Below are 15571 nucleotides of genomic sequence, written 5' to 3'. Positions count from 1 at the left end.
GACAGCGCAGGCCACCTCACGCGCATCGATCCGGCCCAGCCTGCGGGCACCTCCAGCGACACCCAGGCCGCCGACCCCAGCATCCACCTGCGCTACGACCTCTGGGGCAGGCTGGTCCAGCGAACACATGGCGGCCTCACCCTGGCCTTCGAATACGACAGCGCCGGCCGCCTCACGCGTCTCGTCAACGAAAACGGAGCCCAAAGCCGCTTTGCCTGGGACGCGCTGGACCGGCTCGTGCAGGAAGAAGGGTTCGACCAGCGGCTGCAGCGCTACCGCTGGGATGCGGCAGGCCAGCTCATGGAAGCCACGGACGGCAACGCTGCACGGCAAAGCAGCAGCCACTACCGCTGGGACGAAGGCGGCAGATTGGTCGAACGTCAGCTGCCCGCCACGGCCCATGCGCCGGCCCAGACCCACCGCTACGAATGGGATGCGGCCGGACGCCTCATGGCCGCCAGCGTCTGGCAGCACACCGTCGAGAACACCGCAGAGAACACCATCCAACTGCAAAGCCGCATAGCACTGGAACGCGATGCCCTGGGCCGCATCACTGCAGAAGTGCAGCAGCTGTACCGGCCTGGCAAGGACGGAGGTACGGACCAGATCGAATACGAACACCGCATCGCCCACACGCTGGACCGCCTGGGCGGACGCCAGCACAGCCAGCTGCAAGGCCTGGGGGAGATCGCCTGGCTCACCTACGGCTCAGGCCATGTGCACGGACTGCAGCTCAACGGAGCCAGCCTCATCGACTTCGAGCGCGACAACCTGCACCGCGAAGTCCGCCGCAGCCTGTACCAACCCACCGCCGCAGCAGATGCGCAAAACCCTCTGCAGGTGCAACGCCAATGGGACAGCCTGGGCCGCCTCACGGCCCTGGGCACCACAGGCCTGCAAAGCATGGAAGGCCGTGATCACCTGGTCCAGCCCCTCATAGGCCAGATCCTCGGCCGCCGCTACCACTACGACAGCCTGGGCCAGCTCGTCGCCATAGAACAGGCCGCGCAACTGCTGCGCTACGGCTACGACAGCGCCGGGCGCCTCAGAGCGGCCACCGACAGCCAGGACCCCCAGACCACCACCCGCTGGCAGATCGACCCTGCCGGCAACCGCCTGCCAGCACCCGGTGCACCGGGCCAGACGAACACCCAGGACAACTGGGCCGCCCAGGTCCACGCCCACTGGCGGCACACCGACTTCAACCTCATGGGCCTGGGCCACCTTGCAGGCCAGCGGCAAGGCCCCGTGCAGCGCTGGGAAGACAACCGCATCGGCTTCACTGAAGACCGCGTCTGGCGCTACGACCCCAGCGGCAACCGCATCGCGCAAATGCAGGCAGACCACAGCCAGCAGCAACTGCACTACGACGGAGCCCACCAGCTCATAGCGGTGCGCAGCAGCCAGATCCAGGGCAACGCAGAGCAACTGCGCCACCACAGCCGCTACACCTACGACGCCCTGGGCCGCAGGCTCAAGCAACAAGTGGAAAGCGCAGACAGCAGTACCAACCCCGCCGGCACCCGCACCCACTACTACGGCTGGGACGGCGACCGCCTCATCCACACCGAGCGCCTGCAGCACGGCAGCGACACGCGCCGCATAGAGCACACCATCTACGAGCCGGGCAGCTTCACGCCCCTGGTGCGCCTGAGCACCACGGCCAGCGGCGACCCCCAAGACCAGCCCCACCTGCTGGTGCAGGCCATCACCGCAGGCCTGCCCGACCAGGACGACCCCAACCACACGCCGGCCCTGGCCCTCATGCAAACCATGCTCAGTGCCATGCCGCGCGACATGCAGCAAGACGCTGCCCGGCACCTGCGCCACACCCTGGAGCACGGCCTGCCGCCCGGCGCCCAGGCCATGCTGGGCGAACAGGCCGAGGGCACCGCCCGCATGCTGGGCGGCATGCAGGCAAAGCTGCAGGCACAGGAAAAAGAACAGCACGCCCGCATCGCCATCCACCACTACCACTGCGACCACCTGGGCACGCCCATGGCGCTGACGGACCAGACCGGCCAGGTGACCTGGGCCGCAAAGCTGGACCCCTGGGGCAATGTGCTGCAGGAATACAACCCGCAAGGCATCCACCAGGCGATCCGGCTGCCGGGGCAGCACCATGACAGGGAAACGGGACTGTATTACAACCGGCATCGGTATTACGATCCGGTGGTGGGGAGTTATGTGAATCAGGATCCGATTGGGTTAAGCGGCGGCATGAATAAAAGTATCTATCCATTGATTCCATTGCAAAAAATTGACCCATTAGGGTTATGGGCTTCCCAGAAAGGCGCATACGTGCATCAAAGAGCCGGTTATTTGGTTTTTGGCAAAGAGATAAGTCAATCACAATTGTCGGCCGTCGCAAGAGGTCATGTGTGGGCCGATAGCGCTGAGCACCAAACGCCGGAGTTTAGTCATATGCACGCGATGCGACGCCCCGGTCAGACCAAAGCAGAGGCATGTGCTGCCACAAATAAATTTATAAAAAATGAAGCGCAGAAAGCGCTGAACGCCAAAAAATCTGGCGATATGGACTCAGCACTATTCCATTTCGGCGCGGCATTGCACACTATACAAGATGCGACGTCCCCATCTCACTCGGGTTTTCAACTGTGGACTGGACAAGAGAGTGCTGCGGAAATTCTTGTTCATATAGGCAAGGAATCGATTGTCCCCAGTAAGGATAGCCCTCTATTTGAGGCTACAAAGAAAGCGTGGGAAGCATTTAAATCAGGCGACATAAATGGATTCACCTGCCCCTGTAAATAAAATGAGGAATTACAGTTTCATAGCATGCACAGCATTTATGTGGCCCGCTACCTGCTGGGCATCAGGCGATATATCTGCCATCTATTTAATTTCAGTAGATACGCTGGTTTTTATATTCTCAATATATTGCGCAACAAAAATCAAATGTACGAAGAATAAAGTATATGCAATGGCATATATTTTTCTTCTATTTCTTTTTAAGAGCATCATTAATTTCAAAATACCTTTTGTTGATAATAAATTTTCCATAATAACATCAACTTGTATTTTTGTTATAGCAAGTGTTTGCATCATCATCCGTTTCAAGAAATAGTATATATACAAAATATACTATGGAAAGCTCCGTCTAAAATTGGTGATAAAAAAAGCGCCACGGCGCACAGCACAAAGCAAGTTCAGTTAAATGCAGCCTAACTTCAAGGGCAGGAAAAGAATGGCAACGGCGCATCGTCATTCCCTGCCATTCATGTGCCCATATGGGCACATGAATGGCCCTGACAGACCAGACCGGCCAGGTGACATGGGCCGCGAAGCTGCACCCCTGGGGCAATGTGCTGCAGGAATACAACCCGCAAGGCATCCACCAGGCGATCCGGCTGCCGGGGCAGCACCATGACAGGGAGAGGGGACTGTATTACAACCGGCATCGGTATTACGATGCGGTGGTGGGGAGTTATATCAATCAGGATCCGATCGGGTTGGTCGGAGGGATAAAAAAAGTATATATGCGATGAATCCCATGATTTCCATTGATCCTTTGGGCTTGGTTCCTGTAAAAACGTGTGCAGAGAGAATCTTGAAAGCAGCGGAGAAAAATAAAAAATCAAAAAAGATATTCATACGCCTCGATTTCTGGCTTTGGGTCGAAAATAAATAAATGTAATCTCTTTGTTCATGAAGTGCTAGAAAATGCAGATGTCGAATCTCCCTCGCGCTACAGATTCGGAATTATCACAGGAGGACCAGCAACTGCTGGAGATTGGGTAAATCCAGAAAAACAATTCCCGAAGTTGAAATTTTTGCCTCTCAAAGCCCGGTGATATTGTTGCAGTAGCATATCCATGTGTGGACGCTGCTGGGCATGTGAAAGTCGTGACAGGGAGTAGTACAACCATTGGCGAAGGCTCAGAAGATGGATCACATTCAACTGGTTGGTCAAGGAATGGGGTATCGCCTAAAGGCAATCCAATATATAGAAGATGCAAGGATTGAAAAAGATTATGAAAACAGTAATTTGCATAATAGCGGCAGCGCTTGGTTTTCAAATAATATCTTTGCTAACTTTCTTGATGGCACCAATGAAAACTGATTTATCGGATATAGAGGGATTTAATTTATCTTATATTTTTAATAAGCTGGGAAATCCAGACTATGATTTGAGTGTCAAAGATATACTGGGATGGCAAAGCCATCGTTATCTAATTCGTCAAAATGTCGAACTTAGGATAAAAGAATCGAACATTAAACCAACTGCTTTCCCTGCGTCAATAAGTATTTCAAATACATTGGGAGAAGAAACTCATTATTTCAAGTTATCAAAACACTCAAGATCTGACGGAAATAACAATTTTATTAGAACGATCACTATAACCGTATGGCCATACGGTGATTTTCTAATAAGCAAAGAGATTTTTGAAAATAAAGATCAGCAGTCACAGTGAGTCTCGATATGCGTAGATTGTTCAGCCCCATGGGTTATAACAAGATGAGGCCAAAACGCGCGCAGATCGCTTGGTCATGTTGGTTATCCACGACGAGCGCACCATAAAAATGCTGCAGGAGATGCGCAAGTAACTGTAAAAGCAGAAGTGAGTGCAACAGGGCTCCGTAGCCATCCATCACTACCACTGCGACCATCTGGGCACGCCCATGGCCCTGACGGACCAGTGGGGGTTAGTGACCTGCGCCGCACAGCAGGACCCCTGTGGCAATGCGCTGCACGAATACAACCCACAGGGGACGTCTCGCAGAGGTTTGAGGTATGGAGTGGTGAAGAAGGATCGCTTCATAAAGCACATCACGTAAGCGAGGAAATAGTACAACCGGGCGAGAATAGTGATCTAGCAAAAATTACAGAAAAAGCTTGGAAAGATTTCAAAGGCAATGAAATCAATGCGTTCAAAATTACTTGCGGATGCGATTGGACTGATTTTCTTTCTTGCATTACCCATGCCGGCTTTCGCTTTTGCAACCGATGTGGTGTTGTATTATTTTTGGGCAATATTTTTCGTATTTTTGGTTTGCATTGTTGGATCTATATATTTGCATTCAACAAGAAAAGCAATATACGCATCAATTTGGATAATAAGCGTATTTTCCTCTGTTTATTGTGAGGTTCCAAGAAATATAAAAATGCTGGTGACGATTTATTTACTCACTAGTCCGATAATTATTCTTGTGTTGATTTTTTGTAGAAGTAATAATAAGCAGCAGAGCGAGAGAGAAAAAATAACACCTGACAAAGATCGTGAAAAATAATTTCCAAGATAGTATTGATGATGGCGGTGTATGGATCATAGAAAAAATTCTGGTGCGATTAATGCAAGAAAAGACTGGCAAACTCCATGAAGATTAAATTGGTAATTATTATTTTAATCTTGCTAAATGGATATTTTTTCTTCAGAAAAGATGGTTTTGACTATCATATAAATAAAGATTACGACTTTGTTTGTGTATTTCCGCCATATACGCCAAATTTAGTTGTTCTTGAAGAGCTGAGAAAATATTCAAGTGATTTAAAGGATGATGTGGCGTACAAAGAATCAATGGACGATGGTATTTTTACTTATTTCTTTATAAAAAATAGTGAAATAATTTCTTCTGGAGAAGAAATGGTGAGGAATAATTCGGTGGTTGAATATGGTTGTTTGGGTAGATGAAAATATTACCGCGATTTGACTTTCCTTGAAGTAAAGACTTGTGCCAAGTACCATAGCCTTTTTTAAACTAATGCACTCACACAGTTAAGCGAGTCTTTTAATATTGCATCCATTCTGGAGTGGGTGTGCACAGATTTTTTTCTTTGCTGATGTTGGACTAGCTGTTATTGCAAACAATAAATGGCTTTTTTTGACCGGGCCGCTACTGTTATGCATGTCAAATTATCCAATAGTCACGGTACTTTTGGTGGCGGACGTAGATTGGTTAAGCTGTAAGGGATAAAGGCTCCACAGGAATTTTTTGATTTTCATTTTTGGATCTTGCGAAATAAGCGCTTGTTTTATGAGTATTGAGTATATATGTCCATGAAGAAGATAATAAAAGTATCTTTCGGATCATTCGTTGTGGTTGCACTTTTGGGATTTATTTTTCTTATTTCTTCAGTCGAGAATGAAAAGGAGAGCTTCTTCTCTTCCTATGATCTATTGGATGAAGATGGGCAAAGATATATCTCTTGGGTTCCCGTTTTTTACCAAAAACTGCCTTTAATATCAGAATATATGCTGATGTGGAAACTAATCATTTTTATATGTTCTTTCAGCTGGGAAAAATTCAATCTATTGATTTTCAGAAAAAGATGAATATGAAAGCATCAAAAAATGGAGTGGCGCTGCTTCCAAAGGGCGTTGAGAAATTAAAATCAGCGTGGTGCGCTTTTCAGGACATTTCGAATGGATTTGGTGAAAATCTATATCTGGTGGGAAAAGTAAGCTCTAGTGAAGAAATTTATTATGTGACGAAGGCGACAACGGCTACTAATTTGAATTCGACTGAATACACTTCGGAAATGGCGAAGAAATATTGTGAGCATGGCGATTTCAAGCCTGAAATGCAATATCTAGACATCAGGTAATTGACGCGGGTGAATCTATAGGATGTGATTTTTGCCGTCAAAAGACCGCCTCAGCCTTGCATCGCTCCTATAAAAAAACGCTTGAATACGCATCCCATCCTCGCTGCCAAAGCACAGCACAGGCCTCATCGTGAATTAAATTCACAGATGGTGTTCCAGCAGACCGTCTAGTCCCGCGCAGCCCTTGAATCCATGATCCCGCCATCGACAGACATCGGATTCCTTGCATGCGGCAACTTTTTCCATCGCTTTCCACGGCCTCGGGCGCGGCCCTTCTGGCGCTTGTGATTTCCACGCCAGCCATGGCGGATTCGACGGTGCCGGCGGGTTCGGCTGAAGCCTCCAACTGGGCTGCCACGTGGCAGGCCAGCCCGCAGCCAGTCTGGGGGGCGGACTTCCTCTTTCCCACCAACCTGCCCGCCGTTCTGCAGGACCAGACCGTGCGCCAGGTGGCGCGCATCAGCTTGGGCGGGCCGCGCCTGCGCATCGTGCTGTCCAACGCCTATGGCGGCCAGCCTGTGACCGTGGGCAGGGCGACCGTGGCAAAGCCGTTGCCGGAGGGCGCCATTGACGCTGGCAGCCTGCAGGCCGTGACTTTTGGCGGCAGCGCGCAAGCCACCATTGCCGCAGGCGCATCCCTGGTCAGTGACCCTGTGGCATTGCCGCTGGCCTCGCTGTCGCAGGTGGCCGTGAGCCTGTACCTGCCCGGCGCCATGCCTGTGCAGAGTTTTCACTGGGATGGGCGCCAGACCGGCTGGATCGTGGCAGGCGATCAGTCCTCTGCTGCGGCGCTGCGGACTTCGGACCCTGGCGCAATCAGCAGCACGGCCCGCCCGCTGTTGGCGGGTATTCAGGTCGAGGCCGACCTCGCGGCGCCCGCGGTGCCCGTGGTAGCGGTGATGGGCGACTCCATCACCGACGGTGCCACGGCCAGCCTGGACCGGGACAGCCGCTGGCCGGATTTCCTGGCCGCGCGCCTTGCGCCGCGCGGCGCGGCGGTGGTCAATGCCGGCATCTCTGGCGCGCGCCTGCTGTCCGATGGCATGGGCGAGCATGCGCTGGCGCGGCTGGAGCGTGATGTGTTGGCCCAGCCCGGTGTGCGCAGCCTCATCGTGCTGCTGGGCATCAACGATATTTCCTGGCCCGGTACGGCCTTTGCGCGGCAGGCGCCGCGTCCCACGCTGCAGGACATGGCAGAGGGCTATCGCCAGCTGGTTGCCAGGGCGCGCAGCCACGGCCTGCACGTGATCGGCGCCACCTTGCCGCCCTTCGAGGGCGCCTTGCCAGGCACTCCGCTGGACGACTACTACCAGGCCGAAAAGGACGATCTGCGCCGGCAGGTGAACGCCTGGATACGCCTGGGCGGCGCCTTCGATGCGGTGATCGACTTCGATGCCGTGCTGCGCGATGGCGCCCATCCCTCCCGCATGGCGGCGCGCTTCGACTCGGGCGACCGCCTGCATCCTGGCGACGAAGGCAATCGCGCCATGGCCGATGCGGTGGATCTGAACGCCATACTGCCCGGCCTGCCGCAGCGCTAGTGCGTCGCGGCGGCGGGGGCTGGCTTCCATATAAAATGCAAATGGTTCTCATTTGTCATACGTCCCCGGCGTGCCTGCGCCTTGGGGCATAGGGAGGGGTACTGTGGCCGCCGCCGAGTTTGCGCTTCAGCAACAAGTCGAAATTCTCTACACCGATCACCACGGCTGGCTGCGCGGCCTGCTGCGCCGCAAGCTGGGCAATGCCTTTGATGCGGCCGATCTGGCGCACGACGTCTACCTGCAACTGCTGCGCACCGGCCGCGTTCCCCCGGCCGATGAGCGCCGCCGCCATCTCACCCAGATCGCCAACGGCCTGGTGATCGACCTGTACCGGCGTCGCCGCGTGGAGGCGGCCTACCTTGAAGCCCTGGCCCTGCTGCCCGAGCAGATGGCGCCCTCCGAAGAAACACGTGCCCTGGCGCTCGAGGCGCTGGTGGAGATCGATGCCGCACTGAACGGCCTGCCGCCCAAGGCGCGCAAGGCCCTGCTGCTGTGCAAGCTCGACGGCATGGCCTACCGAGATATCGCGGCCGAGCTGGGCGTGTCCGTGTCCTCGGTGGAGAAATACATCTCTGCCGGCCTGCTGGCCTGCTACCAGGCGCTGCACGGCGCCGTGTGCTGAGTGGCCGGCATGTCTTCATCTCCGGCATCGGCCGCGTCAGCCGCATCCACTGACGCCTGCGCAACTGCGTCCGCCAGCGAGCCGCTGGAGCCGGCCATCGTCCAGCGCGCCGCCGAATGGATGGCACGCCTGTGGGCTGACGACGCCAGCGATGAAGACCGCGCCGCCTGCGCCCGCTGGCGTGCCGAGCATCCGCGGCACGAGCTGGCCTGGAGCCGGCTGCAGGCCTTTGACGACAAGCTGCGCAGCGTGCCCGGCGGCATCGCGCGGCATACGCTGGCGGACACCTCCGCTGCGTCGCCGGCGCCCCGGGGCCGCCGCCGTGCCATGCAGTTGCTGGGCCTCATGGCCACGGCCGGAGGCATTGCCCATGTGGTGCGCGGCACCGATGCATGGCAGGTCGCCGCCGCCAGCCATGGCACGGCGCGCGGTGAAGTCCGAGAGATCACGCTGCCGGATGGCACGCAGGTGGTGCTGGCCTCTGCCTCGGCCATCGACCTGCGCTTTGACGAGGCCGAGCGCCTGATCCTGCTGCGCGCCGGCGAAATCCTCGTCACCACCGCGCCCGATCCGCAAAGCACACCCCGCCCGCTGCGCGTGCGCTCGCGCCACGGCACGGTGCAGGCCCTGGGCACGCGCTTCACGCTGCGCCAGGAAGAAGAGCAGTCCCGCGTGGCCGTGTTCGAGGGCGCGGTGGAGGTGCGTCCTGCCAGGGCGCCGGGCCAGGTGGTGCGCGTGGATGCGGGGCAGGGCGCCGTCTTCACTGGCGAGCAGGCCCGGGCTCCGGTGCCTGCGCAGGAAAGTGCCGCCGCCTGGGCGCGCGGCGTGCTGGTGGCCGACAACATGCCGCTGGGCGAGCTGGTGGCCGAACTGGCGCGCTACCGCACGGGCCTGCTGCGCTGCGACCCGCAGGTGGCCGGCCTGCGCGTCACGGGCGTGTTCTCGCTGCGCGATACCGACCGCGCCCTGCACAACCTGGCCCTGGGCCTGCCCGTGCAGGTGGTCTCGCGCACGCGCTACTGGGTCACGGTGCAGGCGGCGGGCTGAGGCTTCTTTCATCGCGGCGCCTTCCCCGTCTCTCGGAATCCGTTACCGGCTGATTCAACTTTCTGCCCCTGGGGATTGAGGGTTTGGCGTTCTCGTTCGGAAGACAGGCAAGAGCCCTTGTTTTCTGTTCTTTTCTGTTCCGCCATGCCTTCCAGGAGAACCCATGCACTCACCCGAGGCCGATGACGCCCAGGCCGGCCCCGGCCCCATTGCGCAGACGCTGCAGCCCATCCGCGCGCAGCTTGTTCTTGCCGCGCTGCTGTCGTTTGCGGGCGCCGTGCTGGCGCTGGCGCCGCTGGCCGGCATCGCCCACATCGCGCGGCTGGCGCTGGCCGATGGCGGCATGGTGGCGGCAGATGCCTGGCGCGTCATCGCGCTGTGCCTTGTCTGCCTGTTCGCGGGCATGGCCCTGGTGTCGGCGGGCGAGCTGGTTGCCCATCTGGCCGACAACCGCCTCACCCACGGGCTGCGCCTGTCGGCCATGCAGCGGCTGGCGCGTGTGCCGCTGGGCTGGTTCACCGAGCGGGCCTCGGGCCAGGTCAAGCAGGCCATGCAGGACGACGTGGCCACCCTGCACGAGCTGACCGCGCACTTCTACACCACGGTGGGGCGCGGCGCGGGCACGGTGGCCGCTTCTGCGGTCTACCTGGTGGCCATGGACTGGCGCATGGCCCTGGTCTCGGCCCTGCCGTTCGGCATCTTCTTTCTGGTGATGCGCCACGCCATGCAGGCCAGCAGTGCCCACATGCCGGCCTTTGGCGCGGGACTGGCGCGCATCAACAACGCGGTGGTGGAGTTCGTGCACGGCATTCCCGTGGTCAAGGCCTTTGGCGCCAGCGGCCGAGCCCATGGCAGCTACCGCGAGGCCGTCGATGGCTTTACCGACGCCTTCCTCGGCTTTGCGCGTCCGCTGGTGTCGGCGCGCGCCAATGCCAATGCGCTGATCGCGCCCGTAGCCGTGCTGGGTGTGGTGCTGGCCTTTGGCACGCTGTTCACGGCCCTGGGCTGGATGGTGCCCGTGGACGTGCTGCCCTTTGCCCTGGTGGCGCCGGGCATCAGCGCGCCGCTGCAGCTGCTCAGCTTCAACCTGCATGCGCTCAATCACGCCACGGGCGCTGCCCAGCGCGTGCAGGCGCTGCTGTGCACGCCCGTGCTGGAGCAACCGGCCGCCCATCAATGCAGGCTGCCCCAAGGCTGCGAAGTCCGCTTCGAAGGCGTGGGCCATGCCTACGAGGCGGGGCATGACGTTCTCAAGGGCATGGATTTCACGCTCAGGCCCGGCACGGTGACCGCCGTGGTGGGTGCCTCGGGCGCGGGCAAGTCCACGCTCGCCCGGCTGCTGCTGCGCTTCTTCGACCCGAACGAAGGGCGCATCACGCTGGGCGGGGTGGACCTGCGGCAGATCGAGACCGCACAGCTCTACCGCCACCTGGCCTTTGTGCTGCAGGACGTGCGCCTGGTGCATGCCAGCGTGCGCGAGAACATCGCACTGGGCCGGCCCTCGGCCAGCGCGCAGGAGGTGGAAGAAGCGGCGCGCGCCGCCCACATCCATGAACGCATCCTGGCGCTGCCGCGCGGCTATGACTCGGTGATCGGCGAAGACGCCCAGCTGTCCGGGGGCGAACAGCAGCGCCTGAGCATTGCGCGCGCCGTGCTGCTGGATGCGCCCGTGCTGGTGCTGGACGAGCCCACGGCCGCCGCCGATGCCGAGAGCGAGGCTGCCATCCAGGAAGCCCTGTCGCGCCTGGCCGCCGGACGCACCCTGCTGGTCATCGCCCACCGGCTGGACGCCGTCATGCATGCGGACCAGATCCTGGTGGTGGAAGGCGGAGCCATCCGCGAGCGTGGCCGCCATGCCGAGCTGCTGGCGCTGGGCGGACGCTACGCACGGCTGTGGGCGCTGGGCGGGTACGAATCACAGCCCTCCCAATCCCTGCCTTCCACCTCCGCCCTGGCCCCGGAGCTGCCCCCATGCTGAAGACCCTGATGCAACTGCTGGGCGACGACGCCCGGCTTTTCCGCCGCTATGCCTGCATGGCCGTGCTGCATGGCCTGCTCAGCGGCCTGGTCGTCACGGCCCTGGTGCCCGTGCTGTCGCGCCTGCTGGCAGGCGATACGCGCGGCGCCGCAGCCTGGCTGGCCGTGCTGCTGGCGGGCGTGGTGCTGTGCTGGGCCTGGCAGCGCCAGGTGGAAAAGGCCGGCCTGGGCCTGGGCGCCGCCGTTCTGCGCGTGGCGCGCCACCGGCTGGGCGACCATGTGGCCCGCCTGCCCGTGGGATGGTTCACCCCCGAGAACACGGCCCGGCTCAACCACGTTGTCTCGCAGGGAATGATGGAGGTGGCCCAGCTGCCGGCCCATGTGTTCACGCCCGTGTTCAGCGGCGCCGTGGCGCCCGTTGCCGTGGTGGCCGCGCTGTGTGCCATGGACTGGCGCATGGGCCTGATTGCGCTGCTGGCGCTGCCGCTGCTGGCAGGCGTGCTGCTGGTCACCGCGTACCTGGGCCGCCGTGCCGACGAGCGCCTGCAGCGCAGCATGGCCGGCGCCAGCCAGCGCATGGTGGAGTTTGCGCAGGCGCAGTCCGTGCTGCGCGCCTTCAATGGCGAAGGCGGCGGCACGCGCTGGCTGGAGCAGGCACTGGGCCGGCAGCGCGCATCGGGCGCGCAGTCCATTCGCCTGGCGGCGCTGTCGGGCGTGCTCAACGGCTGGGCCGTGCAGGCCGTGTTTGCGGCCCTGCTGGTGGCCGGCGCGCTGTGGCTGGACGAGCGCCTGGGCGGCGTTGCAGCACAGGGCATGGGCATGGGAATGGAAGCCGCCATCCCCGTGATCGTGGCCCTGCTGCTGACCTGCCGCCATGTCGATCCGCTGCTGGAGGTGGCCGGCTACGCCGACTCGCTGCGCGCCGCGCGCGTGCAGCTCGATGCCGTGCGCGACATCCTCGCGGTCCAGCCGCTGCCCGAGCCTGCCGTGCCCCAGGCGCCGCGCGATGCCTCGGTGGAGCTGCGCGATGTGGTGTTCCGCTACGCGCCGGGCCAGCCCGAGGTGCTGCGCGGCCTGAGCCTGCGCGTGGAGCCGGGCTCGATGACGGCGCTGGTGGGGGCCTCGGGCTCTGGCAAGTCGTCCGTGCTGCGGCTGATCGCACGCTTTTTCGATGTGCAGCAGGGCAGCGTTCTGGTGGGCGGCATCGACGTGCGCCAGATCGCGGGCGAGCGGCTGGCCGGGCAGATCAGCCAGATCTTCCAGGACAGCTACCTTTTCCAGGGCTCCATTGCCGACAACATCCGCATGGGCCGCCCGCAGGCCAGCGATGCCGAGGTGATGGAAGCCGCCCGCCAGGCCGGCGTGGCCGAAATCATCGAGCGCCTGCCGCAGGGCCTGGACACGCCGGTGGGCGAGGGCGGGGCGCGCCTGTCGGGCGGCGAGCGCCAGCGCATCGCCATCGCGCGTGCGCTCATCAAGGATGCGCCCATTTTGCTGATCGATGAGGCCACGGCCGCGCTGGATGCCGAAAACCAGGCCGCCATCGCCCAGGCGCTGGCGCGGCTGCGCGGCCGGCGCACGCTGATCGTGATTGCCCACCAGTTGTCCACCGTGGCCATGGCCGACCAGATCATCGTGCTGGACCAGGGCCGCGTCAGCGAGCAGGGCACGCCGCAGCAGCTGGCACAGGCGCAAGGCCTGTATGCGCGCTTTCTGGCGCGGCGGCGCGCCGCCAAGGGCTGGCGCATTGCGGGAACGCGCACGGTAGCGGGCACGGGCACGGGTGAGGACCTCCGTTGAGCGAGCCTGCGAAGCCAAAGACCGGGACGCAGGTCCCGCGCCTGGCGCCGTGGCTGCTGCCGTTTGCCGCGCTGTGCTGCGCGTCCGTGCTCACCGGCGCGCGGCAGGTGGAATGGGGGCAACTGCTGTCGCTGTCGGGCGATGCCTGGCTCACCCTCACGGCCAGCCGCCTGCCGCGCCTGGCAGCGCTGGTGCTCACGGGGGTGGGGCTGTCGGTGTGCGGCGTCGTGCTGCAGCAGATCGTGCAGAACCGCTTTGTGGAGCCTGCTACCTGTGGGGGGCTGGATGCGGCCAAGCTGGGCATTCTGGTGTCGCTGACGGTGGCGCCCGCCTCGGCCTTCGCCTCGGGCGCGTGGGGCGTTGCCTGGCGCATGGTGTTCGCGCTGGTGTTCTGCCTGGGCGCCAGCCTGCTGTACGTGGCCATCATCCGCCGCATGCGCCTGCGCAACCTGGTGCTGGTGCCCGTGGTGGGCCTGATGTACGGCAGCGTGCTCAGCGCCATCGCCGAGTTCCATGCCTTTCGCCACAACCTGCTGCAAAGCATGCAGGGCTGGCTGCTGGGCGACTTCTCGCGCATCGTGCAGGGCCACTACGAGATCATCTACCTCATCGTGCCCGTCGTGGTGCTGACCTATGCGTTTGCGCACCGCTTCACCGTGCTGGGCATGGGCGAGGGCATGGCCACCAGCCTGGGGCTGAGCTATCCGGCGCTGGCCACGCTGGGCCTGGTGCTGGTGGCGGTCACCGTCTCGGCCACGGTCATCACTGTGGGCGCCATTCCCTTCGTGGGCCTGGTCATTCCCAACCTGGTAGCCATGCGCTGCGGCGAGAACCTGGGCCGCACACTGCCCATCGTCGCGCTCAGCGGCGCCTCGCTGCTGCTGGCCTGCGACATCGTGGGCCGGCTGATCATGCACCCCTTCGAGGTGCCGATCGGCCTGACGGCGGGCAGCGTGGGCGGCGTGCTTTTCCTCGTGCTCATCCTGCGCAGAAGGCCGTGATGCGCAAGGCCTTGCCTCAGACAACCGCATGGATTGCGGCTGCCGTGGTTGCCGTGGTTGCCGTCGCGCTGGCGGCCTGCTTCGTGCTGCTGGGCTCGGGGCTGGACTTCGGCTACGTCATTGCACGGCGGCTGACGCGGCTGTCGGCCATCTTCATCGGCGGCATCTGCATTGCGCTGTCGTCCATCGTCTTCCAGACGCTTGCGGGCAACCGCATCCTCACCCCCGCCATCATGGGTTATGAGGCGGTCTACCTGCTGCTGCAGGCGCTGCTGGTGCTGGCCATGGGCGTGCAAAGCCTGGTGGTGCTGGGTCCCAGCGGCAACTTCTGGCTGTCGGTGGCCTGCATGCTGGGCTACTCCTGGGCCCTGCACCGCTGGCTGCTGGGCGGGGGCCGCGACAACGTGTACTTCCTGCTGCTGCTGGGCCTGGTGCTGGGCATGGTGATAGGCACCTTCACGCAGTTCGTGCAGCTGCGCATCAGCCCCGGAGAGTTCTCTGTGCTGCAGGGCTACAGCTACACCTCGTTCAACCGCGCCCGGCCCGCGCAGCTGCTGTGGTCGGCGCTGATCGTGGCCGTGGCCTGCGTGATCGTGCGGCGTAGCCTGCCCGTGCTGGACGTGCTGGCCCTGGGGCGCGAGCAGGCCATCTCGCTGGGCGTGCACTACCAGCGCCAGCTGCGCCTGCAGCTGGCGCTGATTGCCGCGCTGGTGGCGGTGTCCACCAGCCTGCTGGGGCCCACGGCCTTCATGGGCATCTTCGTGGCCCACATCAGCTATGCGCTGGCGGGCACGGCGCGCCACCGGGTCACGCTGCCGCTGGGCTGTGCCGTGGCCGTGTCCATCTTCCTCGCGGCGCAGCTGGCGGTGGAGCATGTCTTCAACTACCGCACCTCGGTGGGCATCCTCGTCAACCTGGTGTGCGGCAGCTACTTCCTCGCGCTCATGGTGCGCGGGCGCGGCCGGGCCTGAGCCGAGCACCGGCGCCACCAAAAACACCCAACGCAATGCATCCC

14 protein-coding genes and 2 pseudogenes are annotated in these 15571 nt (G+C 61.1%); 15 read left to right on the top strand and 1 reads right to left on the bottom strand.

Features of this window, described 5'->3' with window-relative positions; translation table 11 throughout:
- A partial coding sequence (locus tag ACF8ME_RS06215) for an RHS repeat-associated core domain-containing protein (RefSeq protein ID WP_392415725.1) occupies positions 1–2775 on the top strand: 2775 nt, incomplete at its 5' end.
- Between the two features lie 81 nt (positions 2776–2856).
- Here ACF8ME_RS06215 and ACF8ME_RS06210 read toward each other — a convergent pair.
- Entirely contained in the window at positions 2857–3069 is a 213-nt protein-coding gene (locus ACF8ME_RS06210; RefSeq protein WP_392415723.1) for a hypothetical protein, read from the bottom strand.
- Positions 3070–3203: 134 nt separating this feature from the next.
- Here ACF8ME_RS06210 and ACF8ME_RS06205 point away from each other — a divergent pair.
- The 14 genes and pseudogenes from ACF8ME_RS06205 to ACF8ME_RS06140 form a co-directional block, all read left to right on the top strand.
- Positions 3204–3987 (top strand): annotated as a pseudogene (locus tag ACF8ME_RS06205) (RHS repeat-associated core domain-containing protein); the annotation flags it as partial.
- The gene (locus tag ACF8ME_RS06200; protein ID WP_392415728.1) at positions 3908–4084 is read left to right on the top strand and encodes a hypothetical protein; all 177 of its coding nucleotides are present in this window, start codon (positions 3908–3910) and stop codon (positions 4082–4084) included. The pseudogene ACF8ME_RS06205 and the gene ACF8ME_RS06200, both read left to right, overlap by 80 nt.
- The gene (locus tag ACF8ME_RS06195; protein WP_392415727.1) at positions 4074–4436 is read left to right on the top strand and encodes a hypothetical protein; all 363 of its coding nucleotides are present in this window, start codon (positions 4074–4076) and stop codon (positions 4434–4436) included. Before ACF8ME_RS06200 ends, ACF8ME_RS06195 begins: the two co-directional genes overlap by 11 nt.
- Before the next feature lie 154 nt (positions 4437–4590).
- Positions 4591–4734: pseudogene (locus tag ACF8ME_RS06190) on the top strand (RHS domain-containing protein); the annotation flags it as partial.
- Between the two features lie 144 nt (positions 4735–4878).
- Positions 4879–5253: a hypothetical protein gene (locus ACF8ME_RS06185; RefSeq protein ID WP_392415722.1), complete on the top strand. Its 375-nt coding sequence runs from the start codon at positions 4879–4881 to the stop codon at positions 5251–5253.
- Between the two features lie 86 nt (positions 5254–5339).
- Positions 5340–5654, top strand: coding sequence for a hypothetical protein (locus ACF8ME_RS06180; RefSeq protein WP_392415720.1), 315 nt, complete (start codon positions 5340–5342; stop codon positions 5652–5654).
- A 515-nt stretch (positions 5655–6169) separates the two neighbouring features.
- Positions 6170–6568 (top strand): hypothetical protein, encoded by a 399-nt coding sequence (locus ACF8ME_RS06175; protein ID WP_392415719.1) that lies wholly within the window; start codon positions 6170–6172, stop codon positions 6566–6568.
- Positions 6569–6795: 227 nt separating this feature from the next.
- Positions 6796–8109 carry an SGNH/GDSL hydrolase family protein gene (locus tag ACF8ME_RS06170; protein ID WP_392415717.1) on the top strand — a complete coding sequence of 438 codons (1314 nt, stop codon included), beginning with the start codon at positions 6796–6798 and terminating at the stop codon, positions 8107–8109.
- Between the two features lie 103 nt (positions 8110–8212).
- On the top strand, positions 8213–8731 hold the full coding sequence (locus ACF8ME_RS06165) for a sigma-70 family RNA polymerase sigma factor (RefSeq protein WP_392415716.1): 519 nt from the start codon (positions 8213–8215) through the stop codon (positions 8729–8731).
- A gap of 9 nt (positions 8732–8740) precedes the next feature.
- Positions 8741–9778, top strand: a complete 1038-nt coding sequence (locus ACF8ME_RS06160; RefSeq protein ID WP_392415715.1) for a FecR domain-containing protein — start codon at positions 8741–8743, stop codon at positions 9776–9778.
- Positions 9779–9941: 163 nt separating this feature from the next.
- Positions 9942–11756, top strand: coding sequence for an ABC transporter ATP-binding protein (locus ACF8ME_RS06155; RefSeq protein ID WP_392415713.1), 1815 nt, complete (start codon positions 9942–9944; stop codon positions 11754–11756).
- Entirely contained in the window at positions 11750–13555 is a 1806-nt protein-coding gene (locus ACF8ME_RS06150; protein WP_392415711.1) for an ABC transporter ATP-binding protein, read from the top strand. The genes ACF8ME_RS06155 and ACF8ME_RS06150 overlap by 7 nt, the downstream gene beginning before the upstream one ends.
- A complete protein-coding gene (locus tag ACF8ME_RS06145) occupies positions 13552–14556 on the top strand; it encodes an ABC transporter permease (RefSeq protein ID WP_392415709.1) in 1005 nt (334 codons plus the stop codon). The genes ACF8ME_RS06150 and ACF8ME_RS06145 overlap by 4 nt, the downstream gene beginning before the upstream one ends.
- Entirely contained in the window at positions 14556–15527 is a 972-nt protein-coding gene (locus tag ACF8ME_RS06140) for an iron chelate uptake ABC transporter family permease subunit (RefSeq protein WP_392415707.1), read from the top strand. The genes ACF8ME_RS06145 and ACF8ME_RS06140 overlap by 1 nt, the downstream gene beginning before the upstream one ends.
- Positions 15528–15571 lie beyond the last annotated feature (44 nt).

Origin of the sequence: Delftia sp. WSY_7 (assembly GCF_043104845.1) — a bacterium.
GTDB classification, from domain to species: Bacteria; Pseudomonadota; Gammaproteobacteria; order Burkholderiales; family Burkholderiaceae_C; genus Comamonas; species Comamonas tsuruhatensis.
The sequence above is the reverse complement of the archived record's forward strand: the minus strand, read 5'-3'. Positions and strand labels throughout refer to the sequence as shown.